The organism is Polaromonas sp., from assembly GCF_030680935.1.
Lineage (GTDB): Bacteria > Pseudomonadota > Gammaproteobacteria > Burkholderiales > Burkholderiaceae_C > Polaromonas.
The window spans coordinates 77400-93731 of the sequence record NZ_JAUXUP010000042.1 but is presented as its reverse complement, the minus strand read 5'-3'; the positions used below and the strand labels follow the sequence as shown (position 1 = coordinate 93731).

Annotated in this window: 17 protein-coding genes; 4 read left to right on the top strand and 13 right to left on the bottom strand. The window is 64.2% G+C overall.

Translation table 11 applies throughout. The features are described 5' to 3' along the window. Nucleotide 1: 1 nt before the first annotated feature. The 7 genes from Q8L50_RS11340 to gloA all read right to left on the bottom strand — a co-directional run bounded on the left by Q8L50_RS11340 (nt 2) and on the right by gloA (nt 5897). The gene (locus tag Q8L50_RS11340; RefSeq protein ID WP_305272944.1) at nt 2-817 is read right to left on the bottom strand and encodes an ABC transporter ATP-binding protein; all 816 of its coding nucleotides are present in this window, start codon (nt 815-817) and stop codon (nt 2-4) included. Continuing rightward, nucleotides 817-1800, bottom strand: a complete 984-nt coding sequence (locus Q8L50_RS11335) for an ABC transporter substrate-binding protein (RefSeq protein WP_305272946.1) — start codon at nt 1798-1800, stop codon at nt 817-819. The genes Q8L50_RS11340 and Q8L50_RS11335 overlap by 1 nt, the downstream gene beginning before the upstream one ends. Nucleotides 1801-1877: 77 nt before the next feature. Next, a complete protein-coding gene (locus Q8L50_RS11330; RefSeq protein ID WP_305348759.1) occupies nt 1878-2732 on the bottom strand; it encodes a creatininase family protein in 855 nt (284 codons plus the stop codon). After that, complete coding sequence (locus Q8L50_RS11325; RefSeq protein ID WP_305348758.1) at nt 2729-3994, bottom strand: amidohydrolase family protein; 1266 nt, start codon at nt 3992-3994, stop codon at nt 2729-2731. The genes Q8L50_RS11330 and Q8L50_RS11325 overlap by 4 nt, the downstream gene beginning before the upstream one ends. Then, nucleotides 3991-4578, bottom strand: coding sequence for an NAD(P)H-dependent oxidoreductase (locus tag Q8L50_RS11320; RefSeq protein WP_305272956.1), 588 nt, complete (start codon nt 4576-4578; stop codon nt 3991-3993). The genes Q8L50_RS11325 and Q8L50_RS11320 overlap by 4 nt, the downstream gene beginning before the upstream one ends. 214 nt (nt 4579-4792) lie before the next feature. Beyond that, nucleotides 4793-5473 carry a TetR/AcrR family transcriptional regulator gene (locus tag Q8L50_RS11315; protein WP_305348757.1) on the bottom strand — a complete coding sequence of 227 codons (681 nt, stop codon included), beginning with the start codon at nt 5471-5473 and terminating at the stop codon, nt 4793-4795. 13 nt (nt 5474-5486) lie between these two features. Further along, nucleotides 5487-5897: a lactoylglutathione lyase gene (gloA, locus tag Q8L50_RS11310; protein ID WP_305348756.1), complete on the bottom strand. Its 411-nt coding sequence runs from the start codon at nt 5895-5897 to the stop codon at nt 5487-5489. Nucleotides 5898-6054: 157 nt separating this feature from the next. On the opposite strand from gloA, the gene Q8L50_RS11305 reads away from it, so the two are divergent. After that, a complete protein-coding gene (locus Q8L50_RS11305) occupies nt 6055-6804 on the top strand; it encodes a transglutaminase family protein (protein ID WP_305348755.1) in 750 nt (249 codons plus the stop codon). A 273-nt stretch (nt 6805-7077) separates the two neighbouring features. Here Q8L50_RS11305 and Q8L50_RS11300 read toward each other — a convergent pair whose 3' ends face one another. Then, a complete protein-coding gene (locus tag Q8L50_RS11300) occupies nt 7078-7641 on the bottom strand; it encodes a PaaI family thioesterase (protein ID WP_305272965.1) in 564 nt (187 codons plus the stop codon). 50 nt (nt 7642-7691) lie between these two features. Between Q8L50_RS11300 and Q8L50_RS11295 the strand changes: the two genes are divergently transcribed. From Q8L50_RS11295 to Q8L50_RS11285, 3 genes are read left to right on the top strand one after another with little or no spacing between them, the layout of a single operon-like run. Then, on the top strand, nt 7692-8177 hold the full coding sequence (locus tag Q8L50_RS11295) for a MarR family winged helix-turn-helix transcriptional regulator (RefSeq protein ID WP_305272968.1): 486 nt from the start codon (nt 7692-7694) through the stop codon (nt 8175-8177). Further along, nucleotides 8170-9420, top strand: coding sequence for an MFS transporter (locus Q8L50_RS11290; protein ID WP_305272971.1), 1251 nt, complete (start codon nt 8170-8172; stop codon nt 9418-9420). Before Q8L50_RS11295 ends, Q8L50_RS11290 begins: the two co-directional genes overlap by 8 nt. Before the next feature lie 11 nt (nt 9421-9431). After that, nucleotides 9432-10832, top strand: coding sequence for an MATE family efflux transporter (locus Q8L50_RS11285; RefSeq protein WP_370869785.1), 1401 nt, complete (start codon nt 9432-9434; stop codon nt 10830-10832). Nucleotides 10833-10903: 71 nt separating this feature from the next. Here the strand turns inward: Q8L50_RS11285 and Q8L50_RS11280 are convergent, their stop codons facing one another. The 5 genes from Q8L50_RS11280 to Q8L50_RS11260 form a co-directional block, all read right to left on the bottom strand. Next, nucleotides 10904-11548 (bottom strand): DNA-3-methyladenine glycosylase I, encoded by a 645-nt coding sequence (locus Q8L50_RS11280; protein WP_305272977.1) that lies wholly within the window; start codon nt 11546-11548, stop codon nt 10904-10906. A 15-nt stretch (nt 11549-11563) separates the two neighbouring features. Continuing rightward, nucleotides 11564-12826 (bottom strand): MgtC/SapB family protein, encoded by a 1263-nt coding sequence (locus tag Q8L50_RS11275; protein ID WP_305348753.1) that lies wholly within the window; start codon nt 12824-12826, stop codon nt 11564-11566. Nucleotides 12827-12850: 24 nt separating this feature from the next. Continuing rightward, nucleotides 12851-15253, bottom strand: a complete 2403-nt coding sequence (locus Q8L50_RS11270) for a heavy metal translocating P-type ATPase (RefSeq protein ID WP_305272982.1) — start codon at nt 15251-15253, stop codon at nt 12851-12853. A 120-nt stretch (nt 15254-15373) separates the two neighbouring features. After that, entirely contained in the window at nt 15374-15619 is a 246-nt protein-coding gene (locus Q8L50_RS11265; RefSeq protein WP_305348752.1) for an SHOCT domain-containing protein, read from the bottom strand. Nucleotides 15620-15630: 11 nt separating this feature from the next. Continuing rightward, complete coding sequence (locus Q8L50_RS11260) at nt 15631-16080, bottom strand: DUF302 domain-containing protein (protein ID WP_305272989.1); 450 nt, start codon at nt 16078-16080, stop codon at nt 15631-15633. Nucleotides 16081-16332: the final 252 nt, after the last annotated feature.

The following is a 16332-nucleotide window of genomic DNA, read 5'->3' as shown; positions in this document are numbered from 1 at the left end:
CTCAATGACCGGGTTCGTCGCCGTCCAGGCTGGCGCGCAGCAGGCTGTCCTGCAGGCGCTTGGCATAGGCGGCAAACCGCGGCGTGACCATGAAGTCGGGTGTGCGCGGATAAGGCTCGTCGATCAGCACTTCTTCCACAATCCGGCCGGGGCGCGCGGCCATCATCACCACGCGGGTGGAGAGAAACACCGCCTCGTGGATCGAGTGAGTGACAAACACCACGGTGAGTTTTTTGTCCTGCCACAGGGCCAGCAGGTCGGCGTCGAGCTTGTGGCGGGTGATTTCGTCGAGCGCGCCAAAAGGCTCGTCCATCAGCAGCAGATTGGGCTGTACCACCAGGCTGCGCGCAATCGACACCCGCATCTGCATGCCGCCAGACAGCGCGCGCGGCAGGGCGCCGGCAAATTTGCTCAAGCCGACCAGGGCCAGCGCTTCGGCCACCCGGCCGTCAGCCTCGGCACGTGGCACGCCGGCCAGCTCCAGTGGCAGCCGGACATTGGCCGACACGCTGGCCCAGGGCATGAGTGTGGCCGACTGAAATACAAACGCCAGCTTGCGACCGGCCTCCTGCAACTGCTCGACCGGCTTGCGCCAGAGCAGCAAGCGGCCATCGGTAGGCGCGAGCAGGCCCGCGACCATTTTCAGCAGCGTGCTTTTGCCGCAGCCCGAGGGGCCGAGCAGGGTGACAAATTCGCCCTCCTGCACGGTCAGGTCCACCGGCTGCAGCGCGACCGTGCCGTTGGGATAGGTCTTGTGCGCCGACAGCACCTCGACGGCGGGCGTGCCCGCAGAGACGGCCGCTGACAGCTCTCGCATCAAGGCATCACCTTGAGGTCCTTGATGTAGTCAAAGTTGTAGGCCGTGGTTGGCCCCAGCTTGCCGGCGTCCACCAGCTTGTTGTCCAGCAAAAAGGCGTGGTTCTTGCGGACGCGGTCAATGTCCATGCTGCCGATGCCGTTTTTGCTGGCGCCGCCGCCGGTCACAATGCCCATCTCCTTGAGTTTGGCGACGCTGTAGGCCAGCTGCTCATCACTCATGTTGGGGTTGTCCTTCTTGATCAGCACGTTGGCTGGCGCCGGGTCGGCCAGGTAGCTCTTCCAGCCTTCCATCGTGCCCCTGACAAAAGCTGCCATGGCCTTGCTGCGGTTCTTGACCGTGTCTTCCATGCAGGAGATGGTGGTCGCGTAGGTGGGCCAGCCGTGGTCGGCAAACAGGAAGGTGTTGGCCTTGACGCCAGCCTTCTGCACGGCGAAGGGCTCGGAGGTCAGGTAACCCTGCTGCACTGTGTTTTTATCGGCCACAAAGGGCTGGATGTTGAAGGTGTAGGGCCGTGTCTGGGCGTCCTGAAAACCGTATTTGCTTTTCAGCCAGAGCCAGTAGCCCTGCCGCGCGGACGGCGCGATCAGTATGGTTTTGCCCTTCATGTCTTCGAAGCTTTTGATTTCTTCATGGGCAATCAAGACCTGCGGGTCTTTCTGGAACACGGCTGCCAGCGTCACCACCGGCAACCCGCCGCTGCGCGCCACCATCATCTGCAGATCGCTGGAGCCCATGATGCAGTCGGTCTGGCCGGCGGCCATCAGCTGCAGGATGTTGACTTGCGGCCCGCCCATCTTGATGGTCACGTCCAGCCCGTACTTCTTGTAGATGCCGGTGGCCACCGCCTGGTAGAAGCCCCCGTGTTCGGCCTGGGCGTACCAGTTGGTCATGTAGGTGAGCTTTTCCTGTGCCTGGGCACCGGCGGCCAGGGCCAGGCCGAGCGTAGCGGCGACAAAAGTGCGTGCGGTAAGTTTCTTCATGGTGACCTCATGGATAGAAGGGTTGAACACAGGTAAAAAATCAAAGGAGCTGATGCAAGTTGCGCGCCTGCAACTCGTCAAAGTGCCTGCTGGATATGGCCCTGCTGGTGGCCATAACCCCAGGACTCGACCTCACGCGTGACCCACTGCATATGAAACAGATCGGTCAGGGCCTGGACCCAGCTGTCGGCCAGCGTGTCGAGGATGTCGTGGCCTTGCTCGGTGGTGGCGCCAAACGGATCGCCAATCACGCCGCTGGGGCCAAAGTCGCGCGCCGTCCAGGCGCAGGCCGGGCGGCCGTCGGCCGACAACACCTTGCTTGGAAACACCGGCGGAAAATTGGCAACCGCGCGCTCCATGTGCACCGTATCGGGCGCCAGCGCCAGCATCAGCGCCGTCTCTGAATGGCCGGCGTGCATGGCGAGGCGGCGCTCCTGCTCAGAGATGTATTTGCCGGACGAGTTGGCCAGGCGCGAGACGTGGTAGGGCACGATCACAAAGTCGCCATGTCGCAGGCGCAATTCGCGCGCCGCCATCTCCAGCACCTGGGGCTGGCCGCCGTGGCCATTGGCCAGCAGCAGCTTGCGAAAACCGGCGCGGTACACCGACTCGCCAATTTCGGTGATGGTGGCCAGCAGGGTCGGACCGGTCAGCGTGAGTGTGCCGGGGAAGTGCAGGTGTTCGTCAGACTTGCCGTAGGTGATGGGTGGCAGGCCGAAGGCGCGGATGTCGGCCGGCAGGCGCTCCAGCGCCTTGCCCAGCACACCGGACGAGATCACGCTGTCCACCGAGCAGGGCAGGTGCGGGCCGTGCTGCTCGATGGCGCCTACCGGCAACACAATCACCGTGTTTTCGCGGTCGGGCAGGGCGGCAATGTCGGTCCAGCTCAGGTAGGGAAGGAAGCGGTGGGGCGGGATGTAACCGTGGATCATGCAAACTGCCTTTCTGGCAAGGAGGGAATCGGAACGCCGCTGCGCAGCACCACCCGCTGACTGCTGCGGGAAGGCCAGCCCCAGGCGTCGGTACCGGTAAAAATGACCAGGTCTGCCGCAGCGCCCACCAAGGACGCGGCTGCTGCGGGGCCGCGCTGCAACCAGTCTCGGCGGCACAGGCTTTCCGACCAGACGTCGAAGGGGTGATCCAGCTGCGCCGCCAGAACCGCAGCCCCCAGCGCTTCCACCGGGTCGTAGCTGCCCACCCGGCAAAACGGGTCTTGTACGTTGTCGCTGGCCAGCAGCACCGGTATGCCGCGTGCACGCGCTTCTTTCACCAGCGTGATGCCGCGCTGGCGTGGCGTGCGGCCGGTGACAGCGTCCTGCAGCAACAGGTTGGTGATGGGCAATGAGACCAGGGTGATGGGCACCTGCGCCACTGCATCCAGCGTGGCCAGGGCCTGACTTTCGGGCTGGGCCGCCAGCGCGCAGCTGTGGCCGCAGACCACACGGCCTTTGAAGCCGGTTTCGCGCAGGATGGTCGCAGTCGTTGCCAACCCCTGAGCCTTGGGGTTGAGCTCTTCGTCCACATGTATATCGACATCCAGCCCGGCTTCCCCGGCCGCGATGAACACATGGCGCAGGGCCTGCCCGTCCCAGTTGCTGGTGTGTACGAACGCGCCCAGCAGCGCATGCGGGCCGGTGGCAGCCACCTGCCGGGCCAGCCTGCGCGCCTGCGCCAAGTCCTGAAACAGCGTGAGTTTGATCAGGCTGACCTGCTCGAGCTGGATGCGGCCCTGCCATTCAGCGGCCAGGGCGGCCATCACGCTCCAGGCCACCGGTGTGGTGTCGGGCTCCCACCAGTCCACATGGGTGCGCAAGTGCACGCAGCCCGCGGCCCAGGCCCACTCCAGCGCGCGGCTGGCGCGGGCGTGCACGTCGGCGGGGGTCCAGTGCAGGCGGTCGGCCATCATGGCGTCGATGGCGCCCAGCAAGCCGGGCTGGACTTCGCCGATACGCGGCAGCGTGAAGGTTTTGTCGATGTGGGTGTGTGCATCCACCAGACCCGGCAGCACCGGGGCCCCTTGCAGGTCCCAGTGACCGACCAGCGCCGGGCCAGGCGCAGCGGGCCGGACAGCGCTGATGCGACCGGCGTCCAGCGTGAGGTCGGCCAGCACCGGCTCACCCGCATGGGTCGGCCAAAGGGCGGGCAACAGCCAGCGCGGCAAGCGCGTATTGCGCAGCGCAGTTGACGCGTTCATGCAAACCTTGCCATGGCTGCGCTGACCCGCTGCATGAAACGTTTGAGCTGGGGTTCGGTCGCCACATTCATGTGGTAGTGCGCATGAAAGTCCACCCGCGCCACATTGCCGGTCAGGCGCCGCATGTAGCGCGTGATGATCTTGCGCGGCGGATCGCCCATGTACCAGGCCACCCAGCGCGGACGACCATAGGTCACCACCGCCGAGATGCGCTTGATGTGGGTCAGCATGGGCTTCACATTGGCCGGGTCACTGATGTCAAATGCCACGCCCGGCATGAAGAGTCGGTCGAAATAACCCTTGAGCATGGCCGGCAGGCCAAAACACCAGGTGGGAAAGCAGAACACGATAGCTTCGGCGCGCGCCAGCCGCTCAACATGCCCGGCCAGCGGCAACTGGTTGGAAGGCACCTCGTGGTAACCCAGGCGCTCCTCGCGCGAGAGCACCGGGTTGAAGCCTTCTGCGTACAGGTCGCAGTCATCGACGGTGTGCCCGGCAGCCAACAGGTTTTTCACCACTTCCTGGTGCAGCGCGGCATGAAAGCTGGTTTCAACCGGGTGGCAATAGACGACCAGAACGTGCATTGCCGTTCTAGCTCAGGTCAACGCGGTGCTGCCATGCACCACGCTGGATCATCGGGCGGCGGATTGTTACAGTCACGCCCCGATTTGGGCAGCGGCTGCAGGGAATCGACAAGGGTGTGGCGGAATGGTTTTTCAATGTTGACCAATCAATCTGATCGATTGGTCAAATCTAGCAAAAGTTATGCCAGAGGGGCACCCCCGGAAGGGCGTCGGGTCAGGTCTCGCGTGGAAGCTTGATACCGCAGCCGCGCAGGATCAGGGTGGTCAGTTCCTTGACCAGGCGGTCCCGGTCGGGCGTCCAGGCAGGCTGGCGTGGCTCCAGCAGTTGTTGCACCTGGACGGCTGAGTCGGCATAAAACTGTGTCATGGCCCAGATGCTCATCAGCAGGGTGTGGGGATCTACCGGTTTCATCAGGCCGCGAGCGATCCATTCATTGATCACGGCTACCTTCTGGCGCGTGCGGCGGCGCGAGTCGGGCCAGAATTTTTCGAGGTTGTGGCCGCCATCCAGCACTTCGCGTGTGAAGATGCGTGAGACCTCTGGCTTGTCGAAGGCGACATGGATTTTGGAGCGGATATAGTCGCCCAGCACTTTGGCCGGATCGCTGGAGTCGGCGGCAAACATGCCCTTCCAGTCGGACACCACCGACATCAGTAGCTCGCCGTAAAGCTCCTCCTTGCCCTGGATGTAGTAATGCAGTTGCGGTTTGGTCAATCCCGCGCGCGCGGCAATCGCCTGGGTAGAGGTGCCCTTGAGGCCGTTTTCACTGAACTCGGCGATGGCTGCGGCGTGGATGGCGGCCATCATCTGCTCCCGGCTACGCCGTGTATTGCGCGGGACTTTGTCGGCAGGGCCGACTGGCGCCTTGACGGCTTTGGGATGTGCCCGTGTCATGCGACGAAGGCTCCTAGCGCAACCCGGCGCCGACCGTGCCTTCGGCACGTTCGATCAGCTCTATCTTGTATCCATCGGGGTCGGTGACAAACGCAATGACGGTTTTGCCGCCCTTGACCGGCCCGGCCTCGCGCGTGACGTTGCCGCCTGCTGCCTTGATCTTTTCACAGGCGGCATAGGCGTCGGGCACACCGAGGGCAATGTGTCCGTAGGCGGTGCCCATGTCGTAGTGGTCGGTGTCCCAGTTCCAGGTCAGCTCGATCTCTGCATGCTCAGGGTTGTTGCCATAGCCGACAAAGGCCAGGCTGTATTTATAGTCCGGATTTTCCGAGGTGCGCAGCAGTTTCATGCCGAGGACCTGGGTGTAAAAATCAATCGCACGTTGCAGATTGCCAACGCGCAGCATGGTGTGCAAAAGCCTCATGGTGGATGTCCTTGTCCTGGTTGACCAGCGCCACATTGTGCGGTAATCCGGCAACTCCGCGCAGCAACTTGAGTCTGTGTCATGTATACAACTGTGTACCAGGGCTGGCTTCGCGTGACCTGCATAATGCGCTGAATCCAAATTGCCCCGGCCCTTCATGACCCTGCCTTTTCCAAACGACCAGCCGCAAGAATGGCTGCGACCGACCCGCCTGCTGGACCTTGACGATCCCAAGCTCAGAATCCAGGCCATACGTATCACGCAACTGGCGACCACCGATGTGCAGAAGGCCGTGTGTGTGCATGACTTCATCAAGGCGATGCCTTTTGGCTGCGTGGCGGGCTTTGACCATGTCACTGCGGCTTCGGTGCTGAGGGCGGGTCGAGGGGACTGCCATACCAAAGGCACGCTGCTTGTAGCCATGCTGCGTTCGGTCGGGGTGCCGGCGCGCTTGCGTTTTGTCAGTCTGCCCAGCACTTTTCTCAAGGGAATCATTGATGCTCCCCACAGCACCACCACCCATGCGGTGGGCGAGGTGTATCTGGACGGCGGCTGGGTTCAGACCGATACCTATGTGGCCGACAGCCTGCTGGAGACCCGGGCGGCGGACTTGCTGGTGCAGCAGGGCAGTCTTCTGGGTTACGGCGTTCATGTGCGCGGACAGCATTTCTGGGACGGCCGCCATGCCGCCCATGCGCAGTACCACGATTCCGACCCCACCAGCATGCCGGTGCACGACTGGGGTGTGGCCCATGACCCTGAGCATTTTTACAGCCACAAAGAGCACGCAGACCTGGCCCTGGGCTGGCTGAGCCGCGCCAAGTGGATGCTGGCTGCCGCCCTGGTGAACCGCCGCGTCGAGCAGGTCAGAACGCAGTCGACGCCATTGGCTGGCCAGGCGGTTTAACGCAGCTTAGGGCCTGTTCACACTATTTATGCAAGTGCGAATATGATTAAAACAGCGCCAATCCAGGCGCGCGACGACGCCCAGCCTGGGCGGCTGGGCTAGGAGTGCAACAACGAGTGGCGTTGTTTTAACCATATTCCCTCCGGGTTGCGGCCAAAAAGGCCATGCGCAGCGTTGCAAAGCCTTGCCGGGCGTCAGCCCGGCTGCGTTTTGCGCCTCGCGCATGGCCTTTTTGACTCGCAACGCATCTTGCATAAATAGTGTGAACAGGCCCTAGTTGCTGCCACCGGCCTTGTCGGTGGGCATGGCAAACACCAGACAGGTGGTCGTGGCATGCGCGTACAGCTTGCCGTCGGGCCCGACGAGGCGAGCCTCGGCTGTCGCCAGTTGGCGGCCGCAATGGATCACCGTACCAATTGCACGCAACGGACCCGTTTGGTGTGAGGCCGCCCGCACAATGTTGAGGCCCAGCTCGGCTGTTGTGTAGCCACGGCCTGCGGGCATCATGGTGTGCACTGCGCAGCCCAACGCGGAGTCCAGCAGCGTGGCATACCAGCCGCCGTGTACCGTGCCCAGCGGGTTGTAGTGCTTGAGTTGTGGCGTGCCCTGAAAGACCGCTTTGCCAGGCGCCACCTCGACCAGCGAAAAGTCCAGCGTGTCGGCGATGTGGGGAAAGGGCAGCTCGCCCGCCAGCATGGCCTGCAGCACCTCCAACCCGGTTTTGCCGGCTACCATCTCGGGGCGGGCCTGGCCCGGCTTGCCGCCGCCGGCCAACATGCGGGCGACAACAGCTTCGCGCTCCTCAGTCCACAAAGCCAGTGTTTCTTCCGGGGTCATTGTTCAGTTCCTTTGATTGCATATACAACAATTGTAGCTACAATCAAATAATGAACACTGTCACATCCGCAACATCCAGGCCGGCGCCGCTCGACCTCCGGCCGCAGGGCTGCACCAACTTCAAGCTGCGCCAGCTGTTGCGCCGCGTTGCCCAGCACTACGATGTAGAAGTGGGAAAGACCGGGCTCAAGACCACGCAGTATTCACTGCTGTCGCATGTATTCAAGCTCGGGCCGCTGCGCCCCGGCGACCTGGCCCGCGCCATGAAAGTAGATGCCTCTACCCTGACGCGCAATCTCAAGCCCTTGGTAAACGCGGGTTGGCTGACGCTGGAGGCGGGCAGTGACGGCCGCAGCCGGCTGGTCAGCATCACCGACAGCGGCCGTGAAAAACGCAGCGAGGCGCAGCGCCGCTGGCGCGTGGCGCAGGAGGGCATCAACCAGCTCCTGGGCGTGGAGCAGGTACTGGCCCTGCACGCGCTGATTGATGCGTCGCTGGAACGCCTTTCCCCGTTGCCTGGAGCCGACGATGAGTGACACGACCATCGCCGCAGCGCCTGCCGCAAGCAGGAACAACACGGTGCTGTGGCTGGTCCTGCTTGCAGCGGGCGGTACCTTTGCCTTGACCATGGGCGTGCGGCAGACCATGGGTCTTTTCCTGTCGGCGCTCAACACTTCGACCGCGCTGGGCATAGGCAGCATCAGCCTGGCGTTTGCCTTTGGCCAGCTCTGGTGGGGCCTGACCCAGCCCTTTGCCGGCGCTGTGGCTGATCGCATTGGCACTGGCCGCGTGATTTTTGTGGGTGTGGTGCTGGTGGCCATTGGCACCATCATCACGCCGCTGATGACCAGCACCGCGGGCCTGATCCTTGCCATCGGCGTGCTGGCCGCGGGCGGTGCGGGCATGGCTGGCCCTTCGGTGCTGATGGCCGCCACCGCACGGCTGGTGCCGATGGAAAAACGCGGTTTTGCCAGTGGCATCGTCAACGCGGGCGGCTCCTTCGGCCAGTTTGCGATGGCGCCGATTGCCATTGGCCTGACCGCCTCGCTTGGCTGGGCCAGTGCGATGCAGTGGCTCGGTGTCTTTTTGCTGCTGGCCTTGCCTGCGGTGTGGGTGCTCAAGGGCAATTCGCAGGCGCTCGCAGCGCAGGCTGCAGCGGCCTCCGGAACAAAGGCCCTGAGCGCACGCGAGGCCATCAGCCAGGCGCTGGCGACGCCCAGTTACCGCTACCTGAGCCTTGGCTTTCTGGTGTGTGGTTTTCACGTCGCCTTCCTGGCAACCCATCTGCCGGGTGTGGTTGCCGCGTGTGGTCTGCCGCCTGAGATCGGTGGCTGGGCACTGGCCATGATCGGCCTGTTCAACATCGTGGGCAGCCTGGCCATGGGCTGGGCTGTGGGCCGCTGGCGCATGAAGTCATTGCTGGCGCTGTTGTATGCGACGCGCGGCATCGCGGTGCTGGTCTTTTTGCTGGCGCCCAAAACGCCAGCCGTCATGTTGATTTTTGCCGCTGTCATGGGCGTGACCTTTCTGTCGACAGTGCCGCCGACGGCGGGCCTGGTCGCCAAGATGTTCGGTACCGCCAACATGGCCATGCTGTTCGGCATCGTGATGCTGACTCACCAGATCGGAGGGTTCTTTGGGGCCTACCTCGGTGGTTATGTGTTCGAGGCGACCGGCAGCTACGACTGGGTCTGGTACATCGACATCGTGCTGGCTGCCGGCGCGGCACTGGTGCATCTGCCGATCCGTGAGGCCCGCATTGTCCGACTGGCTGCGTGATGAGCGGCGAGATGGATGAGCGTACCCGCCTTCTTCTGGAGGCGCCGATTGCCCCGACGCTGCTGCGCCTGTCTGCACCCAATGTGCTGGTGATGCTGGCGCAGGCCGGTGTTGGCCTGATCGAAACCTACTTTGTTGGCAAACTGGGTACCGACGCGCTGGCTGGCATGGCGCTGGTGTTTCCGGTCGTGATGCTGATGCAGATGACCTCGGCCGGCGCCATGGGCGGTGGCATTGCTTCGGCCATTGCACGCGCACTGGGCGCGCGGCGCCGCGGCGACGCCGATGCGTTGGTGATACACGCCCTGGTGATCGCCGCAGTTTTTGCGCTGCTCTTCACGGTGGTGGTGCTGGGCGGCGGGCGCTGGTTGTACGTCCAGATGGGCGGCACCGGCGGGGCGCTGGAAGCGGCCCTGGTGTATTCCAACTGGGTGTTCGCAGGCGCGGTGCTGGTCTGGATTTTCAACACGCTTTCGGCGGTGATCCGCGGCACCGGCAATATGGCGGTGCCGGCCAAGGTCACAGTGCTGGGTGCGCTGGTGCTGCTGCCGCTGTCGCCGCTGCTGATTTTTGGCTGGGGGCCGATTCCCGGCCTGGGTATCGCCGGCGGCGCCATTGCGCTGCTGGCCTATTACCTGGTGGGCAGCCTGGTGCTGGCAGCCTACCTGTGGTCGCCGAAAAGCCTGCTGCGTCCGTCGCTGGCCAACATCCGCTTCCGCTGGGTGCTGTTCAAGGACATCCTGCGTGTCGGCCTGGTCGGCACGGTGTCCACGGTGGCCACCAATCTGGCCATAGTCGTCACCACCGCGCTGGTCGGTGGGTTTGGTACGGCGGCGATTGCCGGTTACGGCACGGCCTCGCGGCTCGAGTATTTGCTGGTGCCGCTGGTGTTCGGCTTTGGCGCCCCGCTGGTCGCCATGGTCGGCACCTGCATGGGCGCGGGCCAGCATGAGCGGGCGCTGCGCGCCACCTGGACAGGCGCGGTCATGGCGTTTGCGATGACGGAGGCTATTGGGCTGTGGGCGGCCGCGTTTCCCGGTGCGTGGCTCTCGCTGTTCAACAGCGACCCGGCCATGATCGAAGCCGGAAGTGTTTACCTGCGGGTGGTGGGGCCGGCCTATGGTTTCTTCGGCATCGGCCTGGCGCTGTACTTTGCATCGCAAGGTGCCGGCCGGTTGCTTTGGCCAGTGTTAGGCAACCTGGCGCGGCTGGCGGTGGCCATCACGGGTGGCTGGCTGGCCCTGCGCTGGGGCGGCGGTCTGGCCGGCGTTTTTCTGGCGCAGGCCGTGGCGCTGGTGATCTACGGCGTGCTCAATGCGTGGGCGGTGGCTGGCGGTGCGTGGTTTGGCGGCGTTGGTTGGCCGCGCAGCACGGCAGGTTTGCTGAAAAGAATGCGGCCTGCCGAAATTTGAATAAAAAAGGCCTGCAGCCCTTTGGCGACGGGCACAAGCAGCTATTCATTTCATAGCAATGAATGCCGCCTTCAAGCCGGTGGCATGAAGGCGGCGCGCGCCGCCAGCGCCAGCTCGCGGCTGGCACAGCCTTCCAGATGGTCGTTGACCAGGCCCATGGCCTGCATGAAAGCGTACATCGTGGTTGGCCCGACAAAGGTCCAGCCGCGCTTCTTCAGGTCTTTGGACAGTGCCGCCGAGGCGGGCGAATGGGGCAGGGCGCGTACGGCTTCCAGCGTGATGTGTTCGGGCCGGCCCGCAGCATCCGGTTCAAGCCGCCAGACATAGGCCCCGAGCGAACCAAACTCATGGCGCAGGTCCAGCACGCGCTGGGCATTGTTGATGGTTGATGCAATCTTGCCGGCGTGACGCACGATGCCGGCATCGCCGAGCAGGCGCTGCACGTCGACAGCATCAAAACGCGCCACCTGCTCGGCATCGAAGTTGGCGAACGCGCTGCGAAAGGCTTCGCGCTTGTTCAGGATGGTCAGCCAGCTCAGGCCGGCCTGAAAACCTTCCAGACAGATCTTCTCGAAGAGCCTGCGCTCGTCGGCCACCGGAAAGCCCCACTCCGTGTCGTGGTAGTGGCGGTAGGTCGGCGTGGCCTGGCACCAGGCGCAGCGCGTGCTGCCGGGTTCGTCGGTATAAAGGCCGGAAGGTGTGGCATCAGCAGGCATGCCAGATTCTAGTTTTCATCCCATCCACACGCCGAGCCAGACCGCGGCGATGACCAGCACCAACCCCGGGACAATGCGCGCCGCGTAGGCATTGCCGCCCGCGTGGAACGCCACGGCAGCTTTCATCAGCGAGTTGGTGCTCAGGCCTGCGACGATGGGCCAGAGAGCCGCGTTCAGCGGCAGCTTACCGGCCTGCACCAGCGAGGCCACCGAGGCGGCGGTCGCATGGGCGTCGGCCAGGCCGGTCACGCCAGCGGCCAGCAGGGTGCCACGCGCGCCCAGCCAATCGCTGAGGGCCGATGACACCACCAGCACGACGCTGACCACGGCTGCAAAGGACACCGCGGTTTTCAGGTTAAAGGCGCGGCCCATGTCCTGGTTTTCCGGCGGGCCGTGCGGTTTGTCTGCCGCTGCAGTACCGCGCGGAAAGAAGAGCAGGCTGTAGGCGCAGGCCGCAACGCCGCCGAACACCAGCGGCCACAGCAACGCATCAAGCAGTGCCGGTTGCACCGCCGCCACCACGACGGCCAACTGGACGATGGTGGCCACGCTGGAGAGCGCTGCACCGGCGATCGCCCCGTCTGCCTGTGTGCTTGACCCGGCGGCACGCGTGCCCATGGCATGAATGGTGGCGGTGCTCGAGATGAAGCCGGCCGCAAACCCGGCCAGCGGCAGTCCGTAGCGCGGCCCCAGGGCGCGCGTTGCCACATAACCGAGTGCGCTGATGGCCATCACCAACACCACCAGACGCGTGACGTCGTAGGGATTGACGGCATCGAAAGGGCCCATGAACCGGTCCGGGGCCAGCGGCAGCACGATCAGTGCCGCGGCCGAGAACAACAAGGCGTCGTGCAACTCGCGCTCGGTCAGTACACGCGACACAAAATGGTGAAGGCGGGTTTTTGCTGCCAGCAACGCGGCCAGTGCCGCCCCAATGCCGGCCGCCAGCACGGCATGACGCATGGCCAACCCGCCGAGCAGGCAGGTCAGCAGCAGGGCGACCTCGGTGGTCATCCCGGGATCGTTCTCGCGCGTGCGGACGTAGGAAGCCAGGGCCAGTGCACCCACAACCAATGTCACGGCCACCAGCACTGCCGTACCACCCAGCAGTACCGCGACGGCGCCGAGCAGGGCGATGATGGCGAAAGTTCGTATGCCGGCTGCGCCGCGCGTCGGGCCGCTGCCTTTGCGCCGTTCGCGCTCCGCGCCAATCAGGAGGCCGATGCCCAACGCAACGCTCAGACCCAGCAGCGTGGAAGAGTCAAGCTGAATCGGCACGGCAGCAGTTTCGGGAACAGGTGATCAGACGTTGGGGCGCAGGCGCTCTGCGCGCAACCGCAGTGCGTTGCTGATCACTGATACAGAGCTCAGGCTCATGGCGAGCGCCGCAATCATGGGCGACAGCAACCAGCCCGTGAAGGGATAGAGAAGACCAGCCGCAAGCGGCACACCCAGCGCGTTGTAAATAAAGGCGAAGCCAAGGTTCTGCTTCATGTTGGCGATGGTGGCTTGCGAGATGATGCGGGCCTGTGCGATGCCGCGCAGATCACCCTTGACCAGCGTGATCTGGGCGCTGTTCATGGCCACGTCGGTGCCGGTGCCCATCGCGATGCCTACATTGGCCTGGGCCAGGGCCGGCGCGTCATTGATGCCGTCGCCCGCCATGGCGACGATGCGACCTTCGTCCTGCAGGCGCTTGACCAGCGCCAGCTTGTCGGCGGGCTGGACGCCGCCGTGGACCTCGTCTATGCCGAGGCGGGCCGCCACTGCTTTGGCGGTGGTCAGGCCGTCCCCCGTGGCCATGATCACACGCAGGCCAGCGGCTTTCAGCGTTGCCAGCGCCTCCGGCGTGCTGGCCTTGACCGGGTCGGCCACAGCCAGCAGGCCGGCAAGCTGGCCGTCCACGGCCAGGTGCATCACGCTGGCGCCCTCGGCGCGCAAGGCTTCTGCCTGGTCCAGCAATGCGCCCACGGCCACGCCAGCCTGCTCCATCAGCGCCGTGTTGCCGAGGGCGAGGGCACGGCCGGCCACCCGCCCGCTGACGCCGATACCGCTGGCCGACTCGAAACTTTCGGGTTTGTCCAGCACCAGACCGCGCTCACGCGCCGCGTTCACGATGGCATCTGCCAACGGGTGTTCGCTGCCCTGGTCCAGGCTGGCGGCCAGCCGCAGCACCTCGTCGGCGCTGAAACCGTCGGCCGGGACGGCCTGGTCAAACGCCGGCTTGCCGGCCGTCAGCGTGCCGGTCTTGTCGACAATCAGCACATCGACCTTGCGCAGGTGTTCGATGGCTGCTGCGTCGCGGAAAAGAATGCCCTGGCCGGCCGCCTTGCCGGTGGCAACCATGATGGACATCGGCGTGGCCAGGCCCAGTGCGCAGGGACAGGCGATGATCAGCACCGCCACTGCATTGATCAGGCCATAGACCCAGCTAGGCTGCGGCCCGAAAAATCCCCAACTGAAAAAAGTCAGCAGCGCGACGGCGACCACTGCCATCACAAACCAGCCGGCGACCTGGTCGGCCATGCGCTGCATGGGCGCTTTCGAGCGCTGGGCTTGTGCCACCATCTGCACAATCTGCGACAACATGGTCTGCGCGCCGACGCGTTCGGAACGCATGACCAGAGCCCCGCTGGTATTGAGCGTAGCCCCAATGAGTTTGTCGCCCGCCCGCTTGCTCACGGGCAAGGGTTCGCCGGTCAGCATCGATTCGTCGACCGCGCTGCTGCCTTCGGTGACGACACCATCGACCGGCACCTTCTCGCCGGGGCGCACGCGCAGGCTGTCGCCCACATGCACATGCGTCAGCGGCACGTCTTCTTCCGTGCCGTCGGTCTTGATCCGGCGGGCGGTCTTGGGTGCCAGGCCCAGCAGGGACTTGATGGCGGCCGAGGTTTGCGAACGCGCCTTCAATTCCAGCACCTGGCCGAGCAGCGTCAGCGAAATGATGACGGCCGCCGCCTCAAAATAGACGGCGACGCGGCCCATGGAAACAAACGAGTCCGGGAAGACGCCCGGCGCCACTGTGGCAACCACACTGTAGACAAAGGCGGCGCCGGTACCCAGTCCGATGAGGGTCCACATGTTCGGGCTGCGGTGGATGACCGACTGTGCGCCCCGCACAAAGAAAGGCCAGCCTGCCCACAAGACCACGGGCAAAGTCAGCACGAGTTCGATCCAGCTCTGTGTCGCCATGCCGAACCAGCCGAGCTGGTGACCAAACATCGCCAGCACAGTGACCACCACGGTAAACGGCAGGGTCCACCAGAAGCGACGTGTGAAGGAGGCCAGTTCCGGGTTGTCCTCCTCCTCCAGGCTGGGCATGACGGGCTCGAGTGTCATGCCGCAGATCGGACAATTGCCGGGGTGGTCCTGCCGGATCTCCGGGTGCATGGGGCAGGTGTAGATGGTGCCTGCAGCCTGCCCATCGGCAACTGCACCTTTCGCTTCACGACCGGGTCCGGCCATCGGCTTGCCCAAATAGGCCGGCGGATCGGCTGCAAATTTTTCGCGGCAACGGGCGCTGCAGAAATACCAGGGTTTGCCTTCGTGCTCGAGCTGGTGCTCCGATGCCGTCGTCACGGCCATGCCGCAGACGGGGTCCTTGAGACCCGTCGTGACCTCAGTGTGCGCATGACAGTTGTCATGTCCAGGCTCATGTGCAGGGCCAGCGGCCACGCCATGGGAATGAGGTGCGTGTTTCATGGAAAACATCCTTTCTGTTCGGGATACGACGTCACAAAAAGAATAAGCCTTCCCATGGTGGAAAGGTCAAACCCCCCGGGGTATTGGCCTTACGCCGCAGAGGGCCATCCGGACCGCGATTCAGGTAGACCGGCCGCCGTCTCGATCCAGCAACGCCTTGCGCTCCTCATATTCCGCCGCCGTGATGTCTCCATTGGCCAGTCGTCTGCGCAGTACCTCGTGCGGCGCTTCCCGCCCGGTATCTGTGCGGTCTGTGAAGCGGCCCCAACCGGAAAGCAATATCCCGCCGGTAACCACCAGCAGTGCCAGCCACCATACGCCGTGTATGCCCATCATGTAGCCGCCGTCGTAAAACCATCCGTGCATAGCGACTTTCCTCAAGTTATCGTTGTAGCGCCGGGGGTGGCCATCAGCGCCGAGCGCACCCGCTCAAGACGGCTGCGCACCTCGCCGGCCACCTGGGCTACCTCGGGGTCGTCGGTCATCTGCATCACGGCCACGGGGTCCATGAACCCCACGGTGAAGCTGCCATCGGTATCTTCACGCACGATGACATTGCAGGGAAGCAGCAGGCCGATATCGGGCTGGGCGATCAGGGCTCGGTGCGCCAGCGGCGGGTTGCAGGCGCCCAGGATGCGGTAGGGCTGCACATCGACTCCCAGCTTGGTTTTCATGGTCGCCTGCACATCGATGTCGGTCAACACGCCGAAGCCTTCAGCCTTGAGGGCTTCGGTGGTGCGAAGCACGAGATTGGCAAAGCTGCTGTCGCCTGGTTTGCAGTAAAAGCCGTAGGCTGCTCCGGCGGGGGACTTGTGGTGGGTGTTCATGGTGTCTTTCAGGGTTTGGCGGCGGCCGGTGGCATGCGGTCCATCATCATCGGCATCATGGCCATGCTGTCCTGCCTCGGCTTTGGGTGTTCTGCGATCAACGGGTTGCGGTTCTCTGGTGTCTTGCCGCCATCATGCGCTCATGTATGCCTCGGATGGCTTTGATGTGCTCATCCATGTGCGACAACGGCATGCCAGACCCTTGGGAGGGTGCTGAGGCGCCGGGGTGGTCTCGGGGGGGGCAGCCGGACA